The organism is Hyphomicrobium sp. (genome assembly GCF_003987855.1).
GTDB lineage: Bacteria > Pseudomonadota > Alphaproteobacteria > Rhizobiales > Hyphomicrobiaceae > Hyphomicrobium_B.
Map to the genome: position 1 here is coordinate 235,928 of NZ_RXIZ01000015.1, position 24,219 is coordinate 260,146.

23 protein-coding genes are annotated in these 24,219 nt (G+C 59.4%); 13 read left to right on the top strand and 10 right to left on the bottom strand.

Annotation, left to right across the window (positions count from 1 at the left end; genetic code table 11):
- Nucleotides 1–5: 5 nt before the first annotated feature.
- On the bottom strand, nucleotides 6–2,243 hold the full coding sequence (locus tag EKK30_RS14115) for a N,N-dimethylformamidase beta subunit family domain-containing protein (protein ID WP_290986106.1): 2,238 nt from the start codon (nucleotides 2,241–2,243) through the stop codon (nucleotides 6–8).
- 4 nt (nucleotides 2,244–2,247) lie between these two features.
- Nucleotides 2,248–2,583: a hypothetical protein gene (locus tag EKK30_RS14120; protein WP_290986107.1), complete on the bottom strand. Its 336-nt coding sequence runs from the start codon at nucleotides 2,581–2,583 to the stop codon at nucleotides 2,248–2,250.
- A 271-nt stretch (nucleotides 2,584–2,854) separates the two neighbouring features.
- Between EKK30_RS14120 and fae the strand changes: the two genes are divergently transcribed.
- Nucleotides 2,855–3,394, top strand: a complete 540-nt coding sequence (fae, locus tag EKK30_RS14125) for a formaldehyde-activating enzyme (RefSeq protein WP_290986108.1) — start codon at nucleotides 2,855–2,857, stop codon at nucleotides 3,392–3,394.
- Here fae and EKK30_RS14130 read toward each other — a convergent pair.
- From EKK30_RS14130 to EKK30_RS14160, 7 genes are all read right to left on the bottom strand, one after another.
- Complete coding sequence (locus EKK30_RS14130) at nucleotides 3,364–4,620, bottom strand: acyltransferase (RefSeq protein WP_290986109.1); 1,257 nt, start codon at nucleotides 4,618–4,620, stop codon at nucleotides 3,364–3,366. The two genes, fae and EKK30_RS14130, sit on opposite strands and share 31 nt — an antisense overlap.
- A 174-nt stretch (nucleotides 4,621–4,794) precedes the next feature.
- Entirely contained in the window at nucleotides 4,795–5,082 is a 288-nt protein-coding gene (locus tag EKK30_RS14135; protein WP_290986111.1) for a hypothetical protein, read from the bottom strand.
- Nucleotides 5,079–5,750: a hypothetical protein gene (locus EKK30_RS14140; protein ID WP_290986112.1), complete on the bottom strand. Its 672-nt coding sequence runs from the start codon at nucleotides 5,748–5,750 to the stop codon at nucleotides 5,079–5,081. The genes EKK30_RS14135 and EKK30_RS14140 overlap by 4 nt, the downstream gene beginning before the upstream one ends.
- A gap of 63 nt (nucleotides 5,751–5,813) precedes the next feature.
- On the bottom strand, nucleotides 5,814–7,199 hold the full coding sequence (locus EKK30_RS14145) for an APC family permease (RefSeq protein WP_290986113.1): 1,386 nt from the start codon (nucleotides 7,197–7,199) through the stop codon (nucleotides 5,814–5,816).
- Nucleotides 7,196–7,381 carry a hypothetical protein gene (locus tag EKK30_RS14150; RefSeq protein ID WP_290986114.1) on the bottom strand — a complete coding sequence of 62 codons (186 nt, stop codon included), beginning with the start codon at nucleotides 7,379–7,381 and terminating at the stop codon, nucleotides 7,196–7,198. Before EKK30_RS14150 ends, EKK30_RS14145 begins: the two co-directional genes overlap by 4 nt.
- 6 nt (nucleotides 7,382–7,387) lie before the next feature.
- The gene (locus EKK30_RS14155) at nucleotides 7,388–7,774 is read right to left on the bottom strand and encodes a hypothetical protein (RefSeq protein ID WP_290986115.1); all 387 of its coding nucleotides are present in this window, start codon (nucleotides 7,772–7,774) and stop codon (nucleotides 7,388–7,390) included.
- 24 nt (nucleotides 7,775–7,798) lie between these two features.
- Nucleotides 7,799–8,083, bottom strand: coding sequence for a hypothetical protein (locus EKK30_RS14160; protein ID WP_290986116.1), 285 nt, complete (start codon nucleotides 8,081–8,083; stop codon nucleotides 7,799–7,801).
- A 441-nt stretch (nucleotides 8,084–8,524) separates the two neighbouring features.
- Between EKK30_RS14160 and EKK30_RS14165 the strand changes: the two genes are divergently transcribed.
- The 12 genes from EKK30_RS14165 to EKK30_RS14220 all read left to right on the top strand — a co-directional run bounded on the left by EKK30_RS14165 (nucleotide 8,525) and on the right by EKK30_RS14220 (nucleotide 22,839).
- Nucleotides 8,525–9,646 carry an NAD(P)/FAD-dependent oxidoreductase gene (locus tag EKK30_RS14165; RefSeq protein ID WP_290986117.1) on the top strand — a complete coding sequence of 374 codons (1,122 nt, stop codon included), beginning with the start codon at nucleotides 8,525–8,527 and terminating at the stop codon, nucleotides 9,644–9,646.
- Nucleotides 9,647–9,771: 125 nt separating this feature from the next.
- Nucleotides 9,772–10,323, top strand: a complete 552-nt coding sequence (gene rfbC / locus EKK30_RS14170; RefSeq protein WP_290986118.1) for a dTDP-4-dehydrorhamnose 3,5-epimerase — start codon at nucleotides 9,772–9,774, stop codon at nucleotides 10,321–10,323.
- A gap of 25 nt (nucleotides 10,324–10,348) precedes the next feature.
- Nucleotides 10,349–11,440 carry a dTDP-glucose 4,6-dehydratase gene (rfbB, locus tag EKK30_RS14175; RefSeq protein WP_290986119.1) on the top strand — a complete coding sequence of 364 codons (1,092 nt, stop codon included), beginning with the start codon at nucleotides 10,349–10,351 and terminating at the stop codon, nucleotides 11,438–11,440.
- Nucleotides 11,437–12,384, top strand: a complete 948-nt coding sequence (gene rfbD / locus EKK30_RS14180) for a dTDP-4-dehydrorhamnose reductase (protein WP_290986120.1) — start codon at nucleotides 11,437–11,439, stop codon at nucleotides 12,382–12,384. The genes rfbB and rfbD overlap by 4 nt, the downstream gene beginning before the upstream one ends.
- Before the next feature lie 5 nt (nucleotides 12,385–12,389).
- Nucleotides 12,390–13,259, top strand: coding sequence for a glucose-1-phosphate thymidylyltransferase RfbA (gene rfbA / locus EKK30_RS14185; protein WP_366927355.1), 870 nt, complete (start codon nucleotides 12,390–12,392; stop codon nucleotides 13,257–13,259).
- Between the two features lie 14 nt (nucleotides 13,260–13,273).
- On the top strand, nucleotides 13,274–14,002 hold the full coding sequence (locus tag EKK30_RS14190) for a glycosyltransferase family A protein (RefSeq protein ID WP_290986122.1): 729 nt from the start codon (nucleotides 13,274–13,276) through the stop codon (nucleotides 14,000–14,002).
- A 174-nt stretch (nucleotides 14,003–14,176) separates the two neighbouring features.
- Nucleotides 14,177–15,322 carry a glycosyltransferase family 2 protein gene (locus EKK30_RS14195; RefSeq protein WP_290986123.1) on the top strand — a complete coding sequence of 382 codons (1,146 nt, stop codon included), beginning with the start codon at nucleotides 14,177–14,179 and terminating at the stop codon, nucleotides 15,320–15,322.
- Nucleotides 15,322–16,875, top strand: coding sequence for a hypothetical protein (locus EKK30_RS14200; protein WP_290986124.1), 1,554 nt, complete (start codon nucleotides 15,322–15,324; stop codon nucleotides 16,873–16,875). The genes EKK30_RS14195 and EKK30_RS14200 overlap by 1 nt, the downstream gene beginning before the upstream one ends.
- Before the next feature lie 243 nt (nucleotides 16,876–17,118).
- Complete coding sequence (locus EKK30_RS14205) at nucleotides 17,119–18,156, top strand: glycosyltransferase family 2 protein (RefSeq protein ID WP_290986126.1); 1,038 nt, start codon at nucleotides 17,119–17,121, stop codon at nucleotides 18,154–18,156.
- A gap of 323 nt (nucleotides 18,157–18,479) precedes the next feature.
- Nucleotides 18,480–20,102 carry a polysaccharide biosynthesis/export family protein gene (locus tag EKK30_RS14210; protein ID WP_290986127.1) on the top strand — a complete coding sequence of 541 codons (1,623 nt, stop codon included), beginning with the start codon at nucleotides 18,480–18,482 and terminating at the stop codon, nucleotides 20,100–20,102.
- A 283-nt stretch (nucleotides 20,103–20,385) separates the two neighbouring features.
- Nucleotides 20,386–21,840: a lipopolysaccharide biosynthesis protein gene (locus EKK30_RS14215; RefSeq protein WP_290986128.1), complete on the top strand. Its 1,455-nt coding sequence runs from the start codon at nucleotides 20,386–20,388 to the stop codon at nucleotides 21,838–21,840.
- A 27-nt stretch (nucleotides 21,841–21,867) separates the two neighbouring features.
- Nucleotides 21,868–22,839: a glycosyltransferase family 2 protein gene (locus EKK30_RS14220; RefSeq protein WP_290986129.1), complete on the top strand. Its 972-nt coding sequence runs from the start codon at nucleotides 21,868–21,870 to the stop codon at nucleotides 22,837–22,839.
- Between the two features lie 21 nt (nucleotides 22,840–22,860).
- On the opposite strand, the gene EKK30_RS14225 is transcribed toward EKK30_RS14220, so the two are convergent.
- Nucleotides 22,861–24,069 carry an acyltransferase gene (locus tag EKK30_RS14225; RefSeq protein ID WP_290986130.1) on the bottom strand — a complete coding sequence of 403 codons (1,209 nt, stop codon included), beginning with the start codon at nucleotides 24,067–24,069 and terminating at the stop codon, nucleotides 22,861–22,863.
- Between the last annotated feature and the right edge of the window lie 150 nt (nucleotides 24,070–24,219).

The window sequence follows — 24,219 nt, forward strand, 5'->3', positions numbered from 1 at the left end:
GAATTTCAATCCGCGGTGAACGGGGAGGAGTCGAGAAAACGATTGAGAACGTTTTCCGTAATCTGAGAGACGTTGTTCTGATAACCGTTGTGCGAAAGGCTTCCGGCCCAGGAAATCGATCCGACCGAAAAGACCGCGCCGTTGTTCGGCATCGTGAAGAACACCATGTCGGCGCGGGCATTGACATGTTCTTCAGCCCCCAATCCCGGCGCAGTCTCGAGGAATTCCTCCGGAACCATCAGATATGTGTTGGTGTGGTTCTCGGACTTGGCGAGAATGAGCGCGTTGGGCGGCGTGCCGAGTTCCCCGCCCGAGCGGTCCACCTCTAGGCCCGCAGCGCCTCCGCCGATCAATCCGAAATCGCCGATCTTCTCGTCGTCGACGTCTTCGAAGACAAATTGCGCCTCCGGCTTGTAGCTGTCGGGGAGACGCTTGTAGTAGCTCGAAATGTCGAACCCTTGAGCGGCGAAGCCGACGCCGACGAGGCCGTGCGGCGCACGGCCAAGTCGCGACCACAGCCCGCCCTGGCGGCGGTCGAAGCTTTGATAATATTCGCCGGGCGCCGCCGGCCATGCGCGAACACCGCTCTCCGTCCGGCGCAATTCGACGATGCCCGGAAACTCGGGATGGTACGCGATGCGCCAGTACCAGCCGTCGCCGCCGAGATACATGATGCGGCCGCCGCGCTGGCGGAATGCATCGAAGGCATCCCACATCTCCGTCGACCAGTACTCCGGGTGCGTGCCGGTGATGAGAACCTTATAGGGCGCGAGAATCTGATAGCCGCGATCGTGCAGCTCATCGTCCGTCAGAACGTCGTATTTGAAGTTCTTGGCTTCGAGCCAATCCGTGATGTGCGTATCGGCCGCGAACTGCCAGAGCTTCGATCCGCCAAAGCCGCCGAGCGTGCCTTGCCGCTTCGGCCGCATGTTGACGAGCGGCCGGAGCCGCGAGGAATAGCAGATGCCGCTGCCGTCGGAGTGGGCATCATAAAGTGAGCCGCCGTATTCGACGTGATCGTTGAGAAAGATCTCGTGCGGATTGATGACGTTGAGGATGTCATTCAGCAGCTCCGCGCCGCCGCCGTCCATTCCGAGCCGGTCGTTGCCGTAGGCCATGTAGCTCGCGATCGGCAGCAGCAACGCGATTTCGCTTTCCTCGTCGGGAGCAGGGCCGACCGTGAACCAGACATGCTCTTCATCGCCGCCGCCGCGCAGACGTGCCGCATAGATCCCGCTTTTGAGTTCGGCCGGAACGGTGAAGGCGAAATCGCTTTCCCAACCGGCGTCGTAGACATCATCGTCGTGGAAGTGGATCGCGCCCCACTGAGACGGATCTTCGTTGTAGTTCATGATCTCGCCGGTCCAGTTCCAGCCCGTCATCGCGCGGGTCGGAAAATTGACGACCTTGCCGTCGAGGCGATTGACGGAGAGATCGCAAGCGATCTGCGAGTCCATGCGTTTCGAGAAATCCCATCGCCCGACGATGTCGAAGGCGAGCCGCTGTGGCGTCTGGCCGATCAGCGCTTCGCAGTCGCCTTCGCCGAGCGCCCGCGAGGTGATAACGGGACCGTCGATCTTGCCGTTGTAATAAAAGTCGAGCCCTGAGGGTTTGTCTCCAGGCATGGCGGCGAACAGGAGCGCGGCACGATTGCTCCCCATGCGCACGCCTAAGCGTTGTTCCTTGGTCCCGCCGTCGGCAATGTCGGGAACGGCGAGCATCGGTATCTGGAAGATGCGCACCGTGCCAGAAGCAGCATCGTAGGCCGCGCCGACGCGATACCAGCGTTTCAATTGCAAAGGCGCGCCGACGCTGACGCGCTCGATCGCGCCATTCCCGCCGATGTCGATCGCGAGCGAGCCCGTTTCATCGATGATGAGCGCGAAGCCTGAATTGCTCGCCGCATCCCACTTCGAGATGAGCGCTTGCTTGCCCTTGAGCGGCGTCGTCGGCCAGATGAACGCCTGGACCGTAAAGCTATCGAGCGCGCGAAGCGGTCTTGCGTCGGACACTGAGACATAGGATCCGGCGTGGATGTGCTGCTTGCGGCCCTGATAGTCGGCGTTGATGTCCGATTGAAGTTCCTCTTCCTTATAGCCGGGCCCGTCGGGATTATCGTCGCCGCAGATGATGCGTACGAGATCGGCGCGATAGGTGATTTCGCTCTCGCAGCTCACCATGAATCTTATGGTATCGCCCGGACGCGCGTAGATGCGATCTGGATAGCCGGTGATCGTCAGCATCGCCTTAGATCTCCGCCTGTTGGGGAAGAACGAGCTCTTGGCCGGTCGCTTCCTTCCAGCGCCGCCGGAACACGTCTCGCTCGGCCTCTTTCAAGCACGAGTAAAATGTGTCGAGCCGCCGGAGCGGCTTGCCGCGCTCGCCGCTGAGCCGCGCGAGCTGCCATTTCTTGTGCGGCGTGACAGTGACGAGAACATACTTGTCGGTGAGCGGTTCACCTCGGAATACGTGCAGGATTCTTTGCAGGCCAGGACTGTGATGGCCAACTGGCTCTTTCATGAACTCGATCGCGAAAGCGAGATCCCGGATGGGATTGATCCGGTAAATTGATGGCGGCGGCATCGCGTATCGTGGCCCCCCAAACGGCTGTGCGGCGGTCGTGCGCCTGTCGTGACGCGTGACGCTCGCATCAAAAGACTATGAGCTTTCCAACCTGTTGACTTGACCGCGACGCTCTCGCTCTTGATCGCTGCCCGCGAGCTGCGGTCTCGATTGGTCGCAATTGATCTTTTTAAGCACGCTTCACGACACTTGACGCTGCGTGGTGCGTCTGGCTTTGAGTGCGCTTCACGTCTAGGCAAGCCAACGCAACGCTCCACTTCAAGAGAGACCCATGAAAAATCTGACGTTCCTCACCGGCGAAGCAACAGTTCTGGCCGCGGAAGGCCAATACACCGATGCCATGCCGGAAGTCGTGATCGGCACCGTCGACGGTCCGGTCGGACACGCCTTCGCTGGCATGATGGGCCAGTCTATGGGCCACACGCGCTTCTTCGTCATTCGCGATCTCAACCAGAAGGTCAAACCGGCCGCGATGATGACGTCGAAGGTGACGATCCCTAACAGCGCTTACATCGAGCTATTCGGCGGCGTTGTGCAGGGCGCGATCGGCGACGCCATCGTCGACTGCTTGAAGGATGGTGTCCTGCCGAAGGATAAGGCAGACGAGATCTGCATGATCATCACTGTTTGGCTCGATCCGCGCGTGGCCGATCACGCCGAGCTCGATAAGAAGGATCTCTATCGTTGCCAGTACGAAGCAACGAAGCTCGCCATCTCGCGCGCGATGAAGGGCGAGCCGACGGTCGACGAGTTGATCGCCAACCGCGACAAGATCAAGCATTACGCTCTGGCAGACGTCTTCCCTGAGTAACCCTCAAGAACTTCGGCGCTCCAGCGATCCGTTGGAGCGCCGCGCATTTGCGTGTCATTCGTAACTTCGACGGCAGGCGGCGGTGATGCGGCCATCTTTCTGGGTGTTCCAGAGGAGCGAAATGCTCCGGCAATCACGTGATCAAGCCAGCCGAGATATTTGGCCTCAAGCGCTTCGGTGATGACGGCTATCAGGATCACCGCGGCGAACGACGTGATCACGACTGTCGCCGCCCAGCTTCCGGACGTCGTCGATTGGCCCTGAATGATCAACCAGGATGTTAAGCTGACGAGCACCGGAAACTGCATGAAGTACACCGGAAACGAAATCCGTCCGACGAATAGCGAAATTCTGCTCCGCATAAGCGATAGCAGATCAATCGAACTGTAGCAGACCAAGACGACCACGGACGCAAGCAGAAGTCCCAAGCGCCCATCGTGCGACTGCGGCAAGGCGATGAGCGTATAAAGCCCAGCTACCACGAAAATCGTAGCGATCCGGTTCCAAGCGGGCCACCTGCCGGCAACCGCGAAAACGCCATCGGTCCTCAATCCGCCAAACACGGCTCCGACGAGAAACAAACCATATGGCGATCCCAAATAGAGGAGCGCGACGGCCGCAACGGCAATCCAAAGCGTGGGTCGACGAAGATCGCGGTAGATGATGCTCAACGAAAAGATCAGCATCGAGCCACCGAGTTCAATTCCCATGGGCCAAAGAAATGGATTGTAGGAGGTAGAAGGATGGTCGGTGGTGAAAACCCCGAGCGCTGAAAAACGCAGCATATCGGACAGCGAAGGCTCGAAGGAGAGAAACGCACCGAGCCAATCTTCCCGGCGCACGATGGCCGCTGCTTCATGATTGAACGTCATTTGAGACTGCATCAGCAGGTAGGTGGCAAGGCACGAAAACAGAATCGGGCCAAACAGCCGAAAATATCGTTTCAGCACCATTCGCGGGTTCAAACCATTCCGGCGCGCGTCGGTAAACCCGAGCGACAACGCATCGCCGGATAGAACGAAGAAGATGTAGACGGCGAGAGGTCCGTCGAGCAAAGGACGGAGAATGGGGGCTCTGAGGCCGGGATATATAACCCCGTACAACTCCCAAACGAGGTGAAAAAGCAAAACTCCGATCGAGGCCCAACCGCGAATGCCATCGATCTCGCTTTGTCTTGCGGTCGCGAAGGCGCGGGCTGGCTTAGCAGTGCTTGCAGTCGAGAACATCGACCCTACCCAACCGACGTTTGTCAGTAGGCAGAATATTCGACAACCGGTTGCAGCCAACTACGCCTTTAGATTGTGGTGAGTAAAACAGGTGAACCACGCCGACTAATCGGGAGCGGCGGGAGAAAGCAGCCGCGGCTCGTGGCCCTGGCGCGCAGAAAGTCGACAAACCTCCTAGGCGCTTCGCCCTTGCTTCCAATATTCGTACCGCACGCGCGCGACCTTATAGGCGTCCGGTATCGAAATCGCCCATATGAAAAGCCCGCCTGCCGAGCGGCCGACGAACGACTGCTCGGGCGTCGAGAAATGCCACGTCACGACCGCCAGAACGAGCGTGAAGAACGCGAACCGCAGGCCTCTCTCAGGTTCGCCTGCCGCTACGTGACCAGCGCCAGGAGCGATGACCGCCAGCGCCAGAACGAGGTAGGGATTGAGCGGCGGTCGGTTCACGGCGGCGGTCATGCGGCTTCGGCCTCTTCGATTTGATCGAGCGACGCGCTCAGCGTGTCGAGGTGGGTAAGCAGCCCCGCAAGGGCATCGGCATCGACGCCGGCGCGTTCGAAGCGGCACTGACGCAACAGATGTTCGCCACGCCCTCCCTCCGCCGCTTGCCAGACGAGGCGGAGGCCGCGCGCAGTCACGGCCGCTTCCTTCATGCGCGGGTCGCGGAAGATCGACTCCAGTGCGCGCGCGGACGCGTCGAGCACCTGCTGAGACGCAGAACTGCTACCTTTGGCCATCACCGCCATGCCAAGCCCGGTCGGCGGCTTGAGTATGAGGCGATGCGCGCTTGTCAGTGAGTAGAACTCGGCGCCAGTGGGACGCGCGAGAACTGAGAATTCAGGCTGTCGCGGTCGGGCTTCGAGGCGCGTGACTTTCAGCCAAAGCTGCGGCAGGCGGCGGACGGTCATGGAATCAGGAACGAGTTCGACGCGAACGAAACGACCGCGGTAGCGGCCTTCGAGGCGTGGAAAACCGTCGCTGCCCAACGTGATCTCAGCACCGGTCAGGAGCGGCACGCAGCGATCGAGCAGTGTCCGCCGCGCAGCGAGTGCTGATCTATGTTCGCGCATGGCGATGATTGCTGTGACGACGATGCCAACCAGGGCAATGACGACGGGAAGGGTCATTCGAAGTCACCTTGCTGAAGGGAAGGTGACGGCAGGTAAATACCCGCCGTCCCAATTACTTGCTCAGTAGCCGACCGGACGCGGCCACTGCATGGTAAATTGATCGCCACGGCGTACATACTGGTAGCGATGGAAGTGGAACCAGAGCGATGCAACGACGAAGAAGATGAGCATCGCGATGAGCTGCGTGCCGTATCCCAGGAACACCGCGAAGTAGGTCACGGAGCAAAGGAGCAGCAGCACGAGCGCCGGCAGGGGATGGAAGGGATGGATGTATCCCCGTTTGATCATCCCCAGCGGCCACTTCCTGCGGAACAGGATGACGTTAAGCGACATGTACGTATAGCCGAGCAGGCCCGACAGGATCGAGAACGTGATGACCTGATCGAGCGGTGCAAAGTACGCGAACACGAGCGCCACCGGCACAAGGAAGACGATGGAGCGGTACGGCGTGCGGTTTTTGGGGTGCACGGCGCCGAACCATGTCGGCAGATACCGGTCGCGTCCCATCGAGAACCAGGCGCGCGACGCGTCGTTGATGCAGCCGTTGGCCGACGCGAGCGTCGAGAACACTGTGCCGACGAACAGCAGAACCATCAGAGGCATCGAGTTCGTCAACCGTGCCGCGTCGAAGAGCGGCGTCACGGCTTGTCCGAGGTATTCCCACGGCATCAGGCCCGAGCACACATACCAGGTCATGGTCGCTGCGATGAGCAGCGTCATGATTCCAGTCATCGTGCCGAGTGGAAGCGAGCGTGCCGGAGAACGGACTTCTTCTGCCGCTTGGCAAGTCCCTTCGATACCGAGGTAGTACCAGAGCCCGAAGTGCAGCGATGCGATGACGCCGAGCCAGCCGTATGGGAGGCCGTTCAGCATTGCCTGATGGTTGAGCAACTCGTTCGACCAGGGCTTCACCGCCGCAAACAGAATGAGAATGGCGACAAAGGCGATGGCCGTCAGGATGAGGTTGACGGTCAGCGTCGCATAGACGCCACGGTAGTTCAGCCACGCGAGGAACATGATCGTCAGAACGATGAAGGGCTTGTCATGCACGTCGGCGAAGCCCGCCATGGTGCCGACAGTCTGCACGAGATAGCCGAGCGTGATCGCGTTGGCCGCTTCGAGCATCGTGTAGGCGAATACGAGGTACAGGCCGACGTTGAATGCCATCAGCGGCCCGACGATGTGTTTGGCTTGCGCGTACTGACCGCCGGCGGCGGCGACCGTCGAGGTGACCTCCGAGTCGATCATGGCCACGCAAGTATAGAGCAGGCCGGCAACCCAGCAGGCGATGAGCGCGGCGATCATGCCGCCTTTGCCGACTGCGAAGTTCCAACCCATGTACTCGCCGACAAGAACGATGCCGACGCCGAGAGCCCACACGTGGGCCGGTCCGAGAACGCGAAGCAGCGAGATTTTCTCGCCGTGAACGGCTGTTGTCTGGCTCATTTATGGCCCCCTTGATGCGGGGGATCGATGACCAGCGTGTCCTCGATATCGCCCTCTCGCGATGATGTCAGAAGCTCTTCGTCGTAGGTGCGATCAATCCTGATCATGTCGAAGAGCATGTAGAGGCCGAGGACCGCCGAGATCGCCCAAGCCGCATATTCCAGAATTTGGAAGCTGTTCATATTGCCTTACTTCCTTCCGAAGCGTTCTTCGATGACTTCGCGATATTCCGTGCGCGAGAATGCGAACAGCAGGGCGAAGTAACCGATGATCACAACAGCGGTGATGACGACTTCTGTAGGATTGAAGCTGTAGTCAAAGCGCGACGTGATGATCGATGCCGCGGTTTCTGGCGTGAAGCCGAGCTTCTCCCACTGCGCTTGCTGTACGGCGCTCTGTCCAAGGCCGGCCCAGGTCGATTTGTCGGCAACGGCGATATCAATTTTACCGCCGCCTGCGAGCTTCAGATAGAGCGGAGCAAACAGCGCCGCGATGACGAGGACGAGTAGGAATAGGCTGTCGATGAGCTGGCCGAAAGCGGATTGCTTCGGCGGCTCGTAATGCGAGTTGGCCACGGTCCACCTATGGATATGATTTTTTTACTGCTTCTTGAGGTCGAGATAATGCAAGTCGAGACCATAAATTTCGTCCCGCTCTTCACTGAGGTGAAAGAGCATCGCGAAGATCGCTGCGGTATTGAAAAGTATGACGAGCCCACCCGATATCATCAGAGCCCAGATGACCTCTGACGATCCGGCATAATCTTTCACTTCATAGAAAACGAAGGCGTAAAGCAGCCAAAGCACCACGATCGCGGCGAGCGACCACATGCGGTCGCCGGCAAACTTCGAGGCGATGCGTGGATCGGTATAAACTTTCTGCATCTTCTTCTCCCTTGATCGCCGCATTGAAGTGTCGGACTGGGGACAGGTGCGATGGGCTCTCGACGTGAGCACCCGACCGCAAATGCCTTTGCGCCCTCGCTCCCCGGGCACGGCGACTGGAACGTTGCTCCCTGCGACATAAGTGACGCAGGGAGCGGGTCGCTCGTCAATATTTTTTCGTCATGCGAAACAAAGATTCGTTGCTGCGCTGCGCAAGGCCAATCGTGGGCCAAGCCAACGATTTGCGTAAAATCCGCCATTCTTGGCTAGCTGCACTGCACCCGGCAATGTCACGCATCGCACGCGCGCCATCATTCAGCTCGTGATCGTCATTACCAGCGAGTTGCGCGAGAACGGCGGTTGCGGATTTGAGGAATCTTCCGCTAGCAACGCCGGATAGCCCGAAACTGCAGGCGGGATTCGCGGAGCGCCTTCGGCGGCATGACGACAGACATCGAAACAGTTGTCATCGGCGCAGGCGCTGTCGGCTTGGCGATTGCATCCGAACTTGCGCGCACACGCGCGGGCGTGATGGTCATCGAGCGCCATCACACCTTCGGAACAGAAACCTCATCACGCAATTCGGAAGTGATCCACGCCGGCATCTACTACCCGGAGGGATCGTTGCGTGCGGCTCTCTGCGTCGAAGGTCGCGAACGGCTCTATGCGTTCGCCGAAAAGTTCAACGTCCCCGTCAATCGTTGCGGCAAGCTCCTCGTCGCGACAGCGGATGCTGAACTCCCGCAACTTGAACGCATCGAAAAACGGGCTATTCGCAACGGCGTCGGCGATCTCGTGCGCTTGAGTTCCGAAGAGATCGCTCGAATCGAGCCCGATGTTCGTTGCGTCGCCGCAACCCTGTCGCCGTCGACCGGCGTCATAGATAGTCACGCGTTCATGGCCGCACTTGAAGCGCAATTGCTGAATGCCGGCGGCGAGATTGCCTACAACTCCGAACTTATCGCCGTCGCTGAGCTGCCGGGCGGCGGCTTCCGCCTCTCGATTGCGTCCGGAGGCGAGACCTCCGAATTGTTGTGCGCCCGTCTGGTCAACGCCGCAGGCCTCGCAGCCTCTCGCGTCGGCAATATGATCGGGAGTTCCAAGGAAGGTTATCGAGTCCCGTCTCTCCATCCGGCGAAGGGGCACTATTTCGCCCTCAGCGGCAAGGCGCCCTTCAGACGGCTAATCTATCCGATGCCTTCGTCGGATGCGCTGGGCGTGCATTTGACTTTGGATATGGGAGGCGCCGCGCGGTTCGGACCCGACATCCACTGGCAGTCCGACCTCGATTACGCGTTCGTCGACGCAGATGGCAGACGCAAGTCTTTCGCGCGCGAGATCAAACGCTATTGGCCCGCACTCCCCGAAGCGGCATTGATTCCGGCGTATACGGGCCTTCGTCCAAAGATCTATGCGGAGGGGACACCACCGGCCGATTTTGCCATCCATGGCGCGGCAGATCACGGCATCCCCGGCTTCATCGCCCTCTACGGCATTGAGAGTCCGGGCCTTACCGCGTCCTTGGCAATCGGCGCGCACGTCGCCCGCCTGATTGACGGGTAGGCAACACGTCCCTGGTCTCAATCAAAAAGCACACGAATTTTCTATCGCTTTTCCGAGAACACAAGCATGGTCGCGACGCTCATTCGCAAGCCCTGTTGTCGCGAAGGAATCCGGCTGCCCGATCCATGCAGATCATCGAACTCCCTTTTCCCGAACTGATTCTCTTCACGCCCAAACGCTTCTTTGATTCGCGCGGCTTCTTCACGGAGCTCTTCAACGCCGAGAAGCTCGCCAGCCTCGGGATCAAGGAAACGTTCGTGCAGGATAATTTTTCATTGTCCGAGCGCGCGGGCACCGTGCGGGGCTTTCACTTTCAAGCTCCTCCGTACGCGCAGGCGAAGCTTGTTCACGTCGGCCACGGCAGCATTCTCGACGTTGTCATTGACTTGAGGCGCTCGTCGCCGACTTACGGCCAACACGTCGCTGTGCAGATGTCCGCGGTAAACGGCCGTCAGCTCTATATTCCAGAGGGCTTCGCGCACGGCTTCTGTACGCTGGCACCCAACACCGAGGTCGTCTACAAAGTGTCGAGCTATTATGCGCCGGAGGCCGAGGGGGGCATCCGATGGTCCGATCCCGATTTGAAAATCGATTGGCCGGTAGGAAACGAAGACGCGATCGTATCGGAAAAGGACGCGAAACTCCCTTTGCTGAAAGATCTCGCGCCGGTTTTTTGATCGGAGCTGCTATTCGGGGGCCCGCATGAGAGTGATCGTCACCGGAGGAGCCGGGTTCATCGGCTCGGCATTGGTTCGGCATCTTGTCGGTGAGCGCGGTTGGGACGTTCTCAACATCGACAAATTGACCTACGCCTCCAACCTCAGTTCGCTGAAGCCCGTCGCCGACAAATCCAACTATCGTTTCCTCCAAGCTGATATTTGCGATGCCGATGCGATGCATCGCGCGTTTCTCGAGTTCCAGCCCGATGCAGTGATGCATCTTGCGGCCGAGAGCCACGTCGATCGCTCGATCTCGTCGTCCGCCGAGTTCATCAAGACGAATGTCCTGGGTACGCACGTTCTGCTCGAAGCAAGCAGGGCGTACTGGACCGTCCTGCCGCCTGAAGCGCGCGACGCGTTCCGTTTCCTTCATGTTTCGACCGACGAAGTTTATGGCAGTCTCGGCGAGGATGGCTTCTTCACCGAAGCGACGGCCTACGATCCGCGCTCTCCCTATTCGGCCAGCAAAGCGTCGTCCGATCATCTCGTCAGCGCCTGGCACGAGACGTACGGGTTGCCCGTGCTCGTTACGAACTGCTCGAACAACTACGGCCCTTATCATTTCCCCGAGAAGCTCATTCCGCTCGTGTTGCTCAACGCGATGGAACGCAAGCCGCTGCCCGTCTACGGTGACGGCCGCAATGTGCGCGACTGGCTATTCGTCGAGGATCACGTCAAGGCGCTGACGACAGTGCTCGAGCGCGGGCGTGTCGGAGAGACCTACAACGTCGGTGGCCGCGCGCCGATGGAGAACCTGACGGTCGTCGAGCGCATATGCGATCTTCTCGACGGCTTTCAGCCCGATGGTACGCCGCGCCGCAACCTGATCACCTTCGTTCCCGATCGCCCAGGGCATGATCGTCGCTATGCGATCGATCCGACCAAGATAGAAACGGAACTCGGCTGGCGCGCAGAGAAGACGTTCGATACCGGCCTCTCGACAACGGTCGAATGGTACTTGAATAATGCTTGGTGGTGGCGTCCGCTGCGCGAGAAGGTCTACTCCGGGGATCGGCTCGGATTGCTCGAAGCCGATTCAGCTTCCGGCAAGACACTCGTGGAGACGTCTGCGTGACGGCTGAGCGCGGGACAATTCTCATCATCGGTAGGAACGGTCAGCTCGCCCGGGCTCTTCATGATGTCTTCACCGCGTCCGCTCAGCAGTTCATCGCGCTCGGCCGCCCTGAGATTGACCTCTCCGATCCGCCGACCGCGAAAACGGCTATTATTGCTGCTCGGCCCGCCGTGGTTATCAACGCGGCGGCCTACACGGCTGTCGATCGCGCCGAGGACGACGCCGAAGCGGCCTTCGCGATAAATGAAGCCGGCGCAAAAGCTGCAGCAGAAGCTGCGGCTGAGATCGGCGCGTCGATTGTTCACGTTTCGACCGACTACGTTTTCGACGGCAAGAAGGACTCGCCCTACGTCGAGTCCGATCCGACCGCGCCATTGGGAGTTTACGGCAGCAGCAAACGTGCAGGCGAGCTGGCCGTTGCTGCAGCCAATCCCAAGCATTTGATCCTGCGCACTTCCTGGGTGTTCAGCCCCTATGGCGCCAACTTCGTCAAGACGATGTTGCGGCTGAACAGCGAGCGTTCTGAACTCAACGTCGTCGACGATCAGTTCGGCAATCCAACCTCGGCGCTCGATCTGGCACGCGCCATCGCTCGGATGCTTCCCAAGCTTCTCGACTCCTCGCCCGATAGTCAGGCGTTTGGGATATTCCACGTTGTCAACGCGGGCACGACCACCTGGCGCGGCTTCGCTGAGGCAATCATCGGCGCTGCCCATCGTCGTGGCGCACCCCGAGCAAACGTCCGCGCCATCGGCACCAAGGATTATCCGACGAGAGCAAGCCGGCCCGGCTATTCCGCTCTCGCGACCGACAAGATCACCGGAGTCTTCGGCATTCACCTGCGACCGTGGCCCAATGCTTTATCGGAGTGCCTCGATCAGCTGATCGGGCCCACACGCGAAGATATGATCCAGCCGCAGGAGGCATTTGGCAGATCCACATGAGCGCATTGAAGGGCATCATCCTCGCGGGCGGCAGCGGTACGCGCCTATATCCGCTGACGCTTGCCATCTCGAAGCAGCTGCTTCCCGTCTACGACAAGCCGATGATCTACTATCCGCTCTCGACGCTGATGCTCGCGGGCATTCAGGATATTCTGATCATAACGACGCCGCACGATCAGCATCTGTTTCAATCTCTGCTCGGCTCCGGCGAACAGTTTGGCCTGAGATTGACGTACGCGGTCCAACCAAAGCCAGAAGGGCTCGCGCAGGCATTCGTCATTGGCCGCGACTTCATCGGCGATGACCGCTGCGCTCTCGTGCTCGGCGACAACATCTTCTACGGGCACGGTCTCTGGGAAATGCTCCGCAACGCCGCGAGCCGTGACGATGGTGCGACCATCTTCGCATACGAAGTCGCCGATCCCGGCCGTTACGGCGTCGTAAGTTTCGACGCGTCCGGCAAAGCGCAAGCGATCGTCGAAAAGCCCAAGGATCCGAAATCGCGCTGGGCTGTGACCGGCATCTATTTCTACGATCAGCGCGTCGTCGAACTCGCGTCAAAGGTAACGCCGTCCGCACGTGGCGAACTCGAGATCACCACGCTCAACGAGATGTACCTGTCGCTTGGCGCCATGCACGTTGAGAAGATGGGCAGAGGCTTCGCGTGGCTGGACACGGGCACGTTCGAGAGCCTCATGGATGCGGGCGACTACATCGCCACGATCGAGCGGCGGCAGGGGCTGAAGATCTCATGCCCCGAGGAGATCGCGCTACGCATGGGCTACGTAACGCCTGCGGAACTGAGGCCATGGCTTGAACAACTTGGCAAAGGGCCCTACGCCGATTACGTCAAGCGCGTGATCGACGAGCATTGAAGGTTGAGACCTTCGTGGATACCGCCGGCTCAATCAAAGTCACGACGATCATGACCGCGATGACGGATCAGGAGCGGGATTTCGTGCCGCTGGCGATCCAGTCCGTCCTGGATCAAACCGTTGCTTCCGACATTCTGATCTTTCTGCGGCATGGCAGCGAATGGGCAACAGACATCCAGACTGCCTTCCCTCAGGTCAAGATTGTGTTGATGCCGCTCACGCCGCTGGGGAAACTTCGCAACATCGGCGTAAAGATGGCTCGAACCGAGTGGATCGCCTTCCTCGATGGCGACGACGAATGGTCGTCAACAGATAAGCTCGCCGCACAGCTTTCTCATGCCGAAAGAACGAAGGCTCCAGTTATCGGTTGCGATCACGTGATGATCGATAGCTCCGGCCGCGCGTTTGCCTACGGTTTATGCAAGGAATACGCGCTTCCGTCGTCGTGGCTGGTGAAACGCGCGCTTCTTTTGGAGCAACCCTTCGACACCTCGCTCGGCAACAATGTCGAAGATTGGGTCTGGTTTAGAGATCAAAGCCGCCGCAAGAAAACGGCGCGGCTGCCTGTGGTCTATCTGCGATATCGCGTGAGATCAGGCTCGCTGTCCTCATGGGAAGTCCATAAGGCGCGCAAGGAGCGCCTCCGGCGTCTGTCACAACATCTTCCTGGCGTGCGCCCACTTACCTTATTTTCAAGCAGGATGATGCGTGGTCTGTATAAACGCGATAGCTATGTCTCGTAGGAAATGCCACGCGGGCGTGTTCCCCAAGTGTTACGCCTTATGGGGGAGTTTCTAGAGGCGTACCGAATTTGTGAACGTCGCGGTTGGTCACGGAAATCGTTATAAAATCTTGGATCATCACAAGATCCGGCCGCGTGGCGCGTTGATGCGAACGGCAGCAATTCAGGAGCTGTTATGCAGGATATCGGGGTGACGACATCAGAAAGGCCGAGTACCGCCTCCGTTCAATCCGTTCGGCCACCCCTTCTTTCCATCGTCGTTCCGACGTTTAACGAAACCGAAAACCTCCGCGAACTGGTTCGCCGCCTGGAAGAATTGCTGACGGGCTACGATTGGGAGGTCGTATTCGTTGATGACGACTCCACCGACGGTTCAACCTCAACGCTGTTCAGTTTGGCGCAATCCAATCCACGCGTCCGCTTCCTGCATCGCATCGGCCGGCGCGGACTTTCCTCCGCAGTTATCGAAGGCATCCTGTCGACCAGCGCGCCGTATGTGGCCGTGATGGACGCCGACCTTCAGCACGACGAGAATTGTTTGCTGCCAATGATCGAGGCGCTTCGGACGTCCGATTGCGATGTCGTCATCGGCTCGCGCTATCTGCTGGAAGGTGGCATCGATGGCTGGAACGCCACGCGGGCGACGATCAGCCAGTCGGCAACAAAGATTGCGCAAGTGCTCCTGCATGTCCGCTCGACCGACCCCATGAGCGGATTCTTCATGCTGCGAAGGGAGGCCTTCAATGGCTCGGTGCGCCGCCTTTCGGTGATGGGCTACAAAATTCTTCTCGACATCCTCGTCTCGGCACCAAAGCCGCTGAAGATTGTCGAGATACCTTACGTGTTCCGAAATCGCGTGCACGGGGAGAGCAAGCTCGATTCAGCGGTGGCATGGGAATACATCATGCTGCTGCTGGACAAGACCATCGGGCGCGCGATCCCGGTTCGCTTCGTCATGTTCATGGCGGTCGGCGGCCTCGGTGTCATCGCCCACATGTTGGTTCTCGCGATGCTCAATCGCGGTTTCGACGTGCCCTTCGTACAAAGTCAGCTGGTCGCCGCAATGGTCGCCATGACGGCCAACTTCTTCGCCAACAACGCCCTCACGTATCGCGACAAGCGCCTGAAGACTCCTCGCGAGCTGATCTTGGGTCTTCTGAGCTTCTACGCGGTGTGCTCACTCGGCGCGGTATCGAATGTTGGCATCGCGGCGGTGCTCTTTAACGAGCACTTCTCCTGGTGGCTCTCGGGCATCTCGGGAATCCTGGTGGGCGCGGTTTGGAACTACGCCGCCAGCTCGATCTTCACCTGGAGAAAGTGATGTTCGCAAATCAGGCCGCTCGGGAGCCGACCTTTTTTGCATCGATGGCACGAACGGTTCAGCGCAACGGCCTGAAGATTTCCGCAGTTCTATTTCTCGCAGCTCTCGTCTTCTTCGTGATTTTCGAATGGAGCGCTTTCGTTCGTGCCCATCTTTGGTTGGATGAATACTTTGCGCTGTGGGCAGGCGATCCGCGCTTGCCTTTTTCAAAAGTCTTCTACGAGCGCATGCTCCCTGACACGAATGCGCCCACTTACTTCGCGCTAATCTATCTTTCCCAGGTGCTGACGCCGAACGAGAAGGCGGCCATTCTCTGGCTCAACGGTATCGGCTGCGTAGCTTTCCTGGGCCTTCTGCTTTGGATCAGCTGGAAAAAGCGAAATCTCGAAATGGGATTTCTCGCCGCAACATTCTTCCTGATCACCGCACCAGCATTATCCTTCGCAATCGAAGGCCGCGTTTACTTCTTCTCGATGCTGCTGACACTGAATGCCGCGTTTCTGGTGGCTTCCTGCATCGATGAGCAGGAGGTCACGTCTCGCGATATCGTGCTCGCCGCCATTTTGGGCGCGCTGAGTTCGTGGCTGCATGTGTTCGCGGCCTTGTTTTGCGGCGCTCTTGGCGCTGCCATGATCGTGGTCGGTCTCTTCATCGCCAAGCGGAATGACTTCATCAAGTTCGGTTTCGTCATGGGCGGCAGCGCAGTCGTCTCGTTCGCTATCTGGATCGCGTTCGCCTACCCGATGTTTTCATCGACGGTTACGAAAGGCTTCTGGCTCGTTCTGGACCGCGAGTTGATCACGTCCACATTATGGGGGGTCAAGCAGTTCTCCGTCGGCTTTACCTGGGCCGCGCCGCTCGGCGCGTTGTTCGTCGCGATATCGCTTTTGCCTCGCGCCACGCGGGCTCTCGCGACCGCCGTCATCGTGACAGGCGCGATCTTCTTTGCCGTACCGTTCATCCTTTCCCTCCGCATCGTCATCCTGCAGGACCGCTATTTCCTCATCGGCATACCCGCCTTGATGATCCTCACTTTGTTTCTTCTGCGGGAGCATCTGGCGGCCGTGTTCGCCGAAAATGCTGGCCGTACAACCTATGCGGCAGCTGCTCTTGGCGGCGCGTTTCTGCTGGCGCCGATCGTCACCGGACCGCCGTCGGCTTGGTGGCATTTCGGTTCGCGATGGGACTGGCGCGGCATCGACGTCGTCGAACCTTTGATCAGCTCCTGCAAGGAAGGCAACGTACGCGTGCTGACGGGTGGCTCGCTCACGGCTCCAGATTACCCGGCGCGGCTGTCAGGGTTCGACTATTTGTTGAAGAACAGGTTGAGCTTTTCGGACGCCGACAAAGAGCCCACGCGCGATGTCGCCGACATTCAATGCCCGGTCTACGGTTGGGCAGAACACTATGTTCGCCACGGCGATCGCGACTGGGTTGTCAATGCCAACACGCAAGATGTCTTGAACGAGTTCCACCTCACCAACACGTCCAACGTCCCGCTTACCATCGAGCGTCATCCGGGCGGGCTCGTCCTGCGCCGCGCCGGTTCCTGAACGCCGCGCCAAACCGTCGTCGCTTTTTGGGACCCGATGGAATCTTCGCTTAACCCTTCGCATAATCTCGCCGATGGCGGGCGCCGCGGATAAACCCCGAATTTATCTCTAATACCGCTTGGTAGCCCCCAATTCTCGATGACGCTTAGCTCTTTCGATGGGCAGACAAAATATCGGCTTCGTGCAGATGTTTTGGAAGCCGAGCGCGGTCGGGGCGTGACGCGGCAAGCGCGTTGGTGGTGAATGAGAAAGATGCTGGCGACCGTGCGCGTCCCGGGTTCACAATTTGCGACGATCGTGATGCCAGCGCTCAATGAGGCTGGCTACATCGCCGAAGCTGTGGCGTCCCTGCTGCCGGACGAGAGCGCCATTGACTACGAGCTCCTCGTGCTCGATGGCGGCAGCAGCGATGGAACGCCCGAGATCGTGGCGAAGCTGTCGGCCGCGAATCCCCGCATCCGTCTCGTGCACAATCCGCGCCGCATTCAATCAGCCGCCGTGAACATAGCAGCAGAGACCTGTGATCCGCGCACCACCGTCCTGGTGCGTGCCGATTGCCACGCCGTCTACCCGCCTCGTTTCGTGGAAAAATGTGTCGAAACGCTCATTCGCGAGCAAAGTTCATCCGTTGTCGTATCAATGCGCGCCATCGGCCGGACGCCATTGCAGAACGCGATCGCGGCTACCCAGAACAGCCGTCTCGGAAACGGCGGATCGGCGCATCGCCGAGCCAGCCGGTCCGGCTTCGTCGATCACGGCCACCATGCCGCTTTCGATCTCGGCACCTTCCGTTCGCTCGGCGGCTACGACGAAAGCGCGCCTTACAACGAAGATGCCGAATTCGATGCTCGGTTGATTGGCGCGGGCGGCCGTATCTTTCTCGATGGCAACCTGAGCATCGACTACTATCCCCGATCCTCCCTTCCCGCGCTTGCCAGGCAGTATTTTCGCCACGGCTGGGGACGGGCAAACACCCTGCTGAAACACGGGATGCGGCCGAAGCTCCGTCAGATCCTCCCGGTGTTGCTGCTGTTGGGCTGCCTCGCCTCGATCTTCAGCTGGCCCCTGACAGGCTGGTTTTCTCTTCTTTTGCCTACCGCCTACGTCGTGGCCTGCGTTCTGTGGGGAGCGCTGCTCGCGGTCCGTCAGGGCGAGCCCAATCTCCTCTGGATGGGGCCGGCGGCGGTAACCATGCACATGAGCTGGGCCCTGGGCTTTCTCGATCGCGCCTGCCGAACGGGCGCCACGCGATTTCTCCGGCTCAGGAACAGGAGCGCCTGAGGTTGGCACGTGGTTTGCGTCAGTTTGGAGAAGGTCAGACCAGATGCTTCTAATACCAACCCTACGCCTTTCGTAGGGTCGAAACCGGAAGCCTATACCGATGGCTCCTGACCGTTTGGATCGCTAGGGAATATCCTGTGACATGCTAGAGTTAGATGCCCAGAGAAGGTTTGGCGAGCGCAAATTGCGCTTTACCGATTTTACGCCGTCTCACTCTCGATCGCAGGTTAGCCCCGTATTTGCGTCCCGATTTGGGACCGGCAGGGCAGGCTAAAATGGGACGAGATGAGAATTTGGGATCGAATGCGGAGAAAGTGAAGGCCATGAAACGTCGCTTCGGCTATTCGTCGTCATATGCGTTCCAGCGCGGGACGCGTACGGCACCAGGCCTCGTCTCCCGTCTCCGGGAGCGTCTGAATGTTTCTCGCCCGGGCCACGGTAGCCGCCGCAGCCTCTCCGTTACGGAATGGGCCGTCGTCGGTTTAATTCTGGCCGGATTGACCTTCCCGCTCGGTACCATCGTTTACGCTGACCCGCAGCCGGAAGCCGGTATCGTCCGCCCGAATGGCGCAGGCTCGAAGTCGTTGGCCGATTACCGCCTGAATGTCCGCGATCGCGTTCGCGTCCAGGTCTTCGAATGGCGCCCGTCGCGCGACGAAGTCTACAGCTGGACTGCGCTCAACCAAATCTACACGGTTGACCCCGCCGGTAAGATCTCGATGCCGCTCGTCGGCGTGATCCCGGCCGAGGGTTATACGACCGAAGAACTCGGCACCATCATCTCTCGTCAGCTGATGCGCCGTCTGAGCTTGGCCACCCAGCCCGACACCACGGTCGAAGTGACTGACTTCCGTCCGATCTACGTCACCGGCGCGGTTGAGAAGTCGGGTGAATATCCCTTTACCGCGGGCATGAACGTGCTGCAGGGCGTGAGCCTTGGCGGCGGCGTGTTCCGCAACTCGGCACTGAGCGGTCTGCGTCTTGAGCGCGAGTTCATCTCGACGGTCGGCACATACCAGGGCCTGGCGCAAGAGCGTGAACGTTTGTTGGCTCACAAGGCCCGCCTTGACGCTGAATTGAGCGGGTCGGACAGGATCGCATTCCCGGCAGATCTGTCGAACGTCAGCGCGCCCCAGGCCATCGAGTTCACCTCCTCGGTGATGTCGAAAGAGCAAAACGTGTTCGATCTCCGTCGCCGCGCCAACGAGACCCAGCTGATGGCTCTCGATCAGCTCCAGACGGCGCTCGAGCAGGAAGTTGCTACGCTCGACAAGCAGATCCAGTCTCAAGATAAGCAGATCGAGCTGATGCGCTCCGAGCTCTCGGGTTTGAAGCAGCTGAGCGATAAAGGTCTCGCGACGCAGCCGCGCCTCCTCGGACTCCAGCGCAATCTGGCTGAACTCGAGAGCGGCAAGCTGCGGATTGAAAGCGATCGCACGCGCGCTCAGCAGGAAGTCAGCCGCACCAAGATCTCGCGCATCGAGTATCAGAACAAGCGCGACAACGACGTAACGGTCGAGTTGCAGACCACGGAAGCACGGTTGCAGCAGATCTCCCAGGAGATCAACGTCAATCAGCGCTTGCTTGCCGAAACCAAGTCGCAAGCAGTGGCCTCGCCGCTCCGTCTCGTTTCGTCTACCGGCGGTTCGGCTGGCGAGCACGACGATACGCCTAAGATTCACTACGTCATTTCGCGTCAGACGCGCGGCGGTGTGGTTGAGATCGAAGCAAACGAGAACACGTTGCTGCAGCCCGGCGATACCGTCAAAGTCGATATGACGATGCCGGCCACCACCGATGGACAGGCGCTCGATGCAATGCTGCGTTCGCAGATGCCCCCGGCTGCGCAGCCGACCCCGATCGCGGATCCGGCTCCGACTCGCAGCCTCCCGGCTCCTGACCACGCCTCGCTCGAGCCCATCAAAGCCGAGCTTACTCAGCCCTGATTGTCCGCAAATGGACTGAATAAAACGCGGCGCTTCAACGAAGCGCCGCATTTTTTTTATAAAATCATCAGTAAGCCGAATTAATCGATCGCTAACGTTTTCGTCTTCAGTTCGGCGCGCAAGGCACTTGGCTCGCGACAGCCTGGGCCACCCCTTTTTTGTCAATGCCAGCTTCCGAAATGCCCGCTAAGAAGTTTGAAACGACGTTGGATTATCTTCGCTGCAATGCGGAGACCTCCGCCCGACAAGCGTGCCGCCTTCGCGCCAGATCAGGATCTTGAATGTGAGCGTTCGCAGGGGACTGGTGCTCTCGAGCATCGAGCGATATGGCGTCCTGGCGATGGGGCTGGCGACGACATTCGTCACGGCCCGCCTGCTGACACCTGCCGATTTTGGTGTCGCCATTGTCGGCCTCGCCATCTTCGGGATAATCGACATCTTCAAGGAGTTTGGTGGCGTCACCTATATCGTCCAGGTCGATGATGCCACGCCGCGCCGCGTCCAGACGGTCTTCACGTTCACCTTGCTGTTGGCGCTGCCGCTCTTCCTGATCCTGTTTCTGCTCTCAGGACCCATCGCGAACTTCTATGGCGTGCCCGGCCTGAAGCAGTATCTTCACGTCTCCGCTTGGTGCCTGCTGCTGAGCTCGTTTTCATCGCCGGTCTACGGTCTGCTCAGCCGCAACATGCAATTCGGCAAGCTGACGGTTCTCAGCCTGACCACGACGATCCTGAATTCGCTGTTGACGATCACGCTCGTGCTGAAGGGCTTCAGTTATATGTCCTTCGCCTGGGCGCAGCTGATTTCGAGCGTCGTCTATTTTGGCTTCTGCGTAGCCTGGGGCCCGAAGTTCCCGATCTATCGCATCGAGCTTACTGAGTGGCGGCGTGTTTTCGGCTACGGCATTTTCGACAGCTCCAGGGGCATTCTGAATCATCTTGGCGATTCTCTGCCGTTTCTCGCGTTCGGCAAGACGCTTGGAATCGAAGCGCTCGGCATCTACCAGCGCGCGCTGACAGTCAGCCGCTTGCCCGAACGAACGGCACTCGCCGGTCTCTTTCCCGTGCTGCAGCCGGCGTTTTCCAAGCACGCGCGAGAGGGGCAAAATCTCGGCCAAAGCTTCCTGATGAGCGTTGAATATGTGACGGCGATCCTCTGGCCGGCGCTTGTGTGCATCGCGCTCCTGGCGAAGCCACTCGTCGCCATTCTACTGGGATCGCAATGGACGCAGACGGTGCCGCTCGTCCAGATCATCGCCATCTCGCTAATCGTTCTCTTTCCCATCAATCTAGCGCGCCCGGTGCTCGTCGCCGTCGGTGCGGTTCGCGACACAGCTCTGATCGCCGTACTGACGGTGCCCATCGTCGTCACGATCCAGATCGCAGCCTCGATCTACGGGCTTGAAGCAGTGGCTTGGAGTTCTTTCTTGACCAATGCCTATGCCGCTGCGGTATCGATTTACTTCGTGCGTTGGCGGACTAAGTTCACGTGGCCGGGCTTTTTTCGCTCGATGCGAAAAAGCGCTATCGTTACCGCAATCAGCGCTCTTCCGGCGATTGCGGCCGTGATGATTGTCGGCTCGCCGGATTTGCTGACGATTCCTGAGGGCTTGGTGGCAGCCGTTCTTGCCGCCGGCGTATGGCTGATCGCAATTCATTGGACGGGGCATCCGATGAAAACTGAAATCGCTCGCATCATCTCGCACCTGACGCGCCGGACGCGCGGTTCCGAAATTTAAGAGAACCAGCAGCTACCATCTCCGAACATGACCAAAGATCGATCGACCGCAGTGGTGATTACGGCAAGAAACGCGGCAAAGACTGCCGCGCGTGCCGTATCATCGGCGCTCCGTCAGGACGTGGTCCGCGAGGTCGTGTTCATCGACGATGCTTCGACCGATTTCACTTCAGATGTCGCGGCCTCCGAGGATGATGGATCGGGTCGGCTGAAGATCATCCGCCTCAATGACAACGTCGGCCCTTCACGCGCTCGCAACATCGCCATCGCGGCGTCAGCCTCGCCGTTCATCTGCATCTTGGACGCGGACGACTACATGGCTCCGCGGCGCTTGGAATCCTTGTTCGAGGCTGCTGGTTCCGACAATTGGGACCTTGTCGCCGACGACCTTTATTTCGCCTCGGAAGAAGATCCGGCCGCGGTCTACGACCGCCTGCTGGAGGATGGAACGCAAACGCCCCTCAAGCTTGATCTCAATCGCTTCATCGCGGCCAATGTCCCGCGCAAGGATCGCTATCGACGCGAGTTCGGCTTCCTGAAGCCCATTATTAGGCGATCGTTCCTGGAAGCGCATCGCCTGCGTTACGACGAACGCCTGCGCCTCGGTGAGGATTTCGTTCTTTACATCGAGTGCCTTCTCCAGGGCGCCATGTTCCGGGTCGTAGCTGCGTGCGGTTATTTCGCGATCGAACGGCGCGATTCGCTGAGTTCCCTGCATCGCACGGATGATGTCGAAGCCCTCTCGGTCGCACTTGGAGAGCTGCACGAGAAAATGCCGACCCCGGCGACGCAAGCCGCCTTCCGTCAGGTGATGGACTTCACGAGAAACAACCTTGCCTTCCGAAAGATGCTCGATGCCAAGCGCCGAGACGGCCTCTATGGCTTCATACGTGAGGCCGCTAAGGCGCCAGCGAGCCTTCCCTTTGTTGCGCGCTCAATTCTCGACGCCAAGTCGAGCGCTGCCAGGAAAGCACTCTCCGACGTCTGGAAGACGCGCTAGCGCAGCCCGCCTAGTCCGTTTCTAACTTCCGTTGACGTAAGCGGCACGATAGGGCCGCGAAAGACGTGATCGAGCCGCTTTCGCCAACCGGATGCACGGTCGCTCGATCAAGTGCCAGAAGACGACGCCGGCAGCGAAGCTGACCGCAATCAGCACGACGACGAATGGCACCGTGGCCCAGAGTGGGATGTGTCCGATGAGGTGCGAAATGATCTCTGCCGTCGCCTGCATGACGGGGACATGAACCAGGTAGATCGAATACGATTTTGCGCCGAGTGACGCCGCTGAGCCGCTGAGAAGGCGCGGTATGATCGAGCCTTTCAACGCTCCGATGAGCATAGTCGCGCCAAAAACGAGAAAGCCTGCGTCCCGCGCCGCGTCTTCCGCCAGGATCCGCGTTCCAACGAAGACGCCGTAAGATGGGTCCCGGATCGTCGCGCAATAAAGCAGTCCCGCAAGCGCGAAGACAAATGCGGCATCGAAGACCCAAGACTTCTGCACGAATGCGCCGCGTGCCATCAGCCCACAAAGCAGGATGCCCATCACGAAATAAGCGCCATAGCGAAAGAACGTCCAGCGATAGCGAGCAAACTCGCCATAGACGTGGAGTACCCAGAGGGCGGCTAGAAAGAATGCGATGATCGCGAGCGCGGCTATGACGATCCGCCCCCCGGCGCTTGTGGGCCAAAACAGCAAGGCCATCAAGAACGGCACGACAAGGTAGAATTGCACCTCGACTTCCAACGACCATGCCGGCGGATTGAGCCGCGACGGCATGTCGAAGATGATACCGTGCACGAAGGCGAGGCTGGCAAAAAAGCTATCGGTCAACGGCACGCCCGACCCCGCAGCGAACGTTGCCGCTTTGGTCGGCGGTACGATGCTCACCGCGACGAGGCAGAGGAGCAGCGCGATCGCGTAGGGAGGAAAAATCCGGATGGCGCGGCCGAGGTAGAACGAGGAAAGGGATGGCGGCCGCTCCGAAAAGTAGGGAAGGGCGATGACGAAGCCGCTGATTATGAAGAACAGCACAACGCCAACTTCGCCGTGCGGCACCGATGCCAGAAGCGCTGCTTTCTGATCGCTTAGATTTTGCAGTGCGCCGAAACGCGTTGCCCGGACCGTCGCGTGCCAGACGGCCACCACGAGTATGGCGACAAGGCGCAGCCCATCTATGGGCTCGATCCTGTGGGTCCGCATTGAAGGTGGCACGTGCGTCTTGGGATCCATCGTCGGCGCAAAGATGTCACGAATGGCTGCCGTCGAAGGGCGCCGGATTATGTGCTCGGAAAAGATTAATAATCACCGCAGTATCCCGACAAGGGCGAAATCGACGAAGGGGTGTGTCACGATGCGTGCGAGTATCTCGATGTGTACAAC

Bases quoted from the DNA above. Each gene is read 5' to 3' on its own strand.
- EKK30_RS14195 (WP_290986123.1), top strand. From the start codon at position 14,177: ATGCAGGATATCGGGGTGACGACATCAGAAAGGCCGAGTACCGCCTCC.
- EKK30_RS14130 (WP_290986109.1), bottom strand. From the start codon at position 4,620: ATGTTCTCGACTGCAAGCACTGCTAAGCCAGCCCGCGCCTTCGCGACC.
- EKK30_RS14220 (WP_290986129.1), top strand. From the start codon at position 21,868: ATGACCAAAGATCGATCGACCGCAGTGGTGATTACGGCAAGAAACGCG.
- EKK30_RS14115 (WP_290986106.1), bottom strand. From the start codon at position 2,243: ATGCTGACGATCACCGGCTATCCAGATCGCATCTACGCGCGTCCGGGC.
- EKK30_RS14120 (WP_290986107.1), bottom strand. From the start codon at position 2,583: ATGCCGCCGCCATCAATTTACCGGATCAATCCCATCCGGGATCTCGCT.
- EKK30_RS14205 (WP_290986126.1), top strand. From the start codon at position 17,119: ATGAGAAAGATGCTGGCGACCGTGCGCGTCCCGGGTTCACAATTTGCG.
- EKK30_RS14200 (WP_290986124.1), top strand. From the start codon at position 15,322: ATGTTCGCAAATCAGGCCGCTCGGGAGCCGACCTTTTTTGCATCGATG.
- EKK30_RS14140 (WP_290986112.1), bottom strand. From the start codon at position 5,750: ATGACCCTTCCCGTCGTCATTGCCCTGGTTGGCATCGTCGTCACAGCA.
- EKK30_RS14160 (WP_290986116.1), bottom strand. From the start codon at position 8,083: ATGCAGAAAGTTTATACCGATCCACGCATCGCCTCGAAGTTTGCCGGC.
- EKK30_RS14150 (WP_290986114.1), bottom strand. From the start codon at position 7,381: ATGAACAGCTTCCAAATTCTGGAATATGCGGCTTGGGCGATCTCGGCG.
- fae (WP_290986108.1), top strand. From the start codon at position 2,855: ATGAAAAATCTGACGTTCCTCACCGGCGAAGCAACAGTTCTGGCCGCG.
- EKK30_RS14135 (WP_290986111.1), bottom strand. From the start codon at position 5,082: ATGACCGCCGCCGTGAACCGACCGCCGCTCAATCCCTACCTCGTTCTG.
- rfbC (WP_290986118.1), top strand. From the start codon at position 9,772: ATGCAGATCATCGAACTCCCTTTTCCCGAACTGATTCTCTTCACGCCC.
- rfbB (WP_290986119.1), top strand. From the start codon at position 10,349: ATGAGAGTGATCGTCACCGGAGGAGCCGGGTTCATCGGCTCGGCATTG.
- EKK30_RS14165 (WP_290986117.1), top strand. From the start codon at position 8,525: ATGACGACAGACATCGAAACAGTTGTCATCGGCGCAGGCGCTGTCGGC.
- EKK30_RS14210 (WP_290986127.1), top strand. From the start codon at position 18,480: ATGAAACGTCGCTTCGGCTATTCGTCGTCATATGCGTTCCAGCGCGGG.
- EKK30_RS14145 (WP_290986113.1), bottom strand. From the start codon at position 7,199: ATGAGCCAGACAACAGCCGTTCACGGCGAGAAAATCTCGCTGCTTCGC.
- EKK30_RS14225 (WP_290986130.1), bottom strand. From the start codon at position 24,069: ATGGATCCCAAGACGCACGTGCCACCTTCAATGCGGACCCACAGGATC.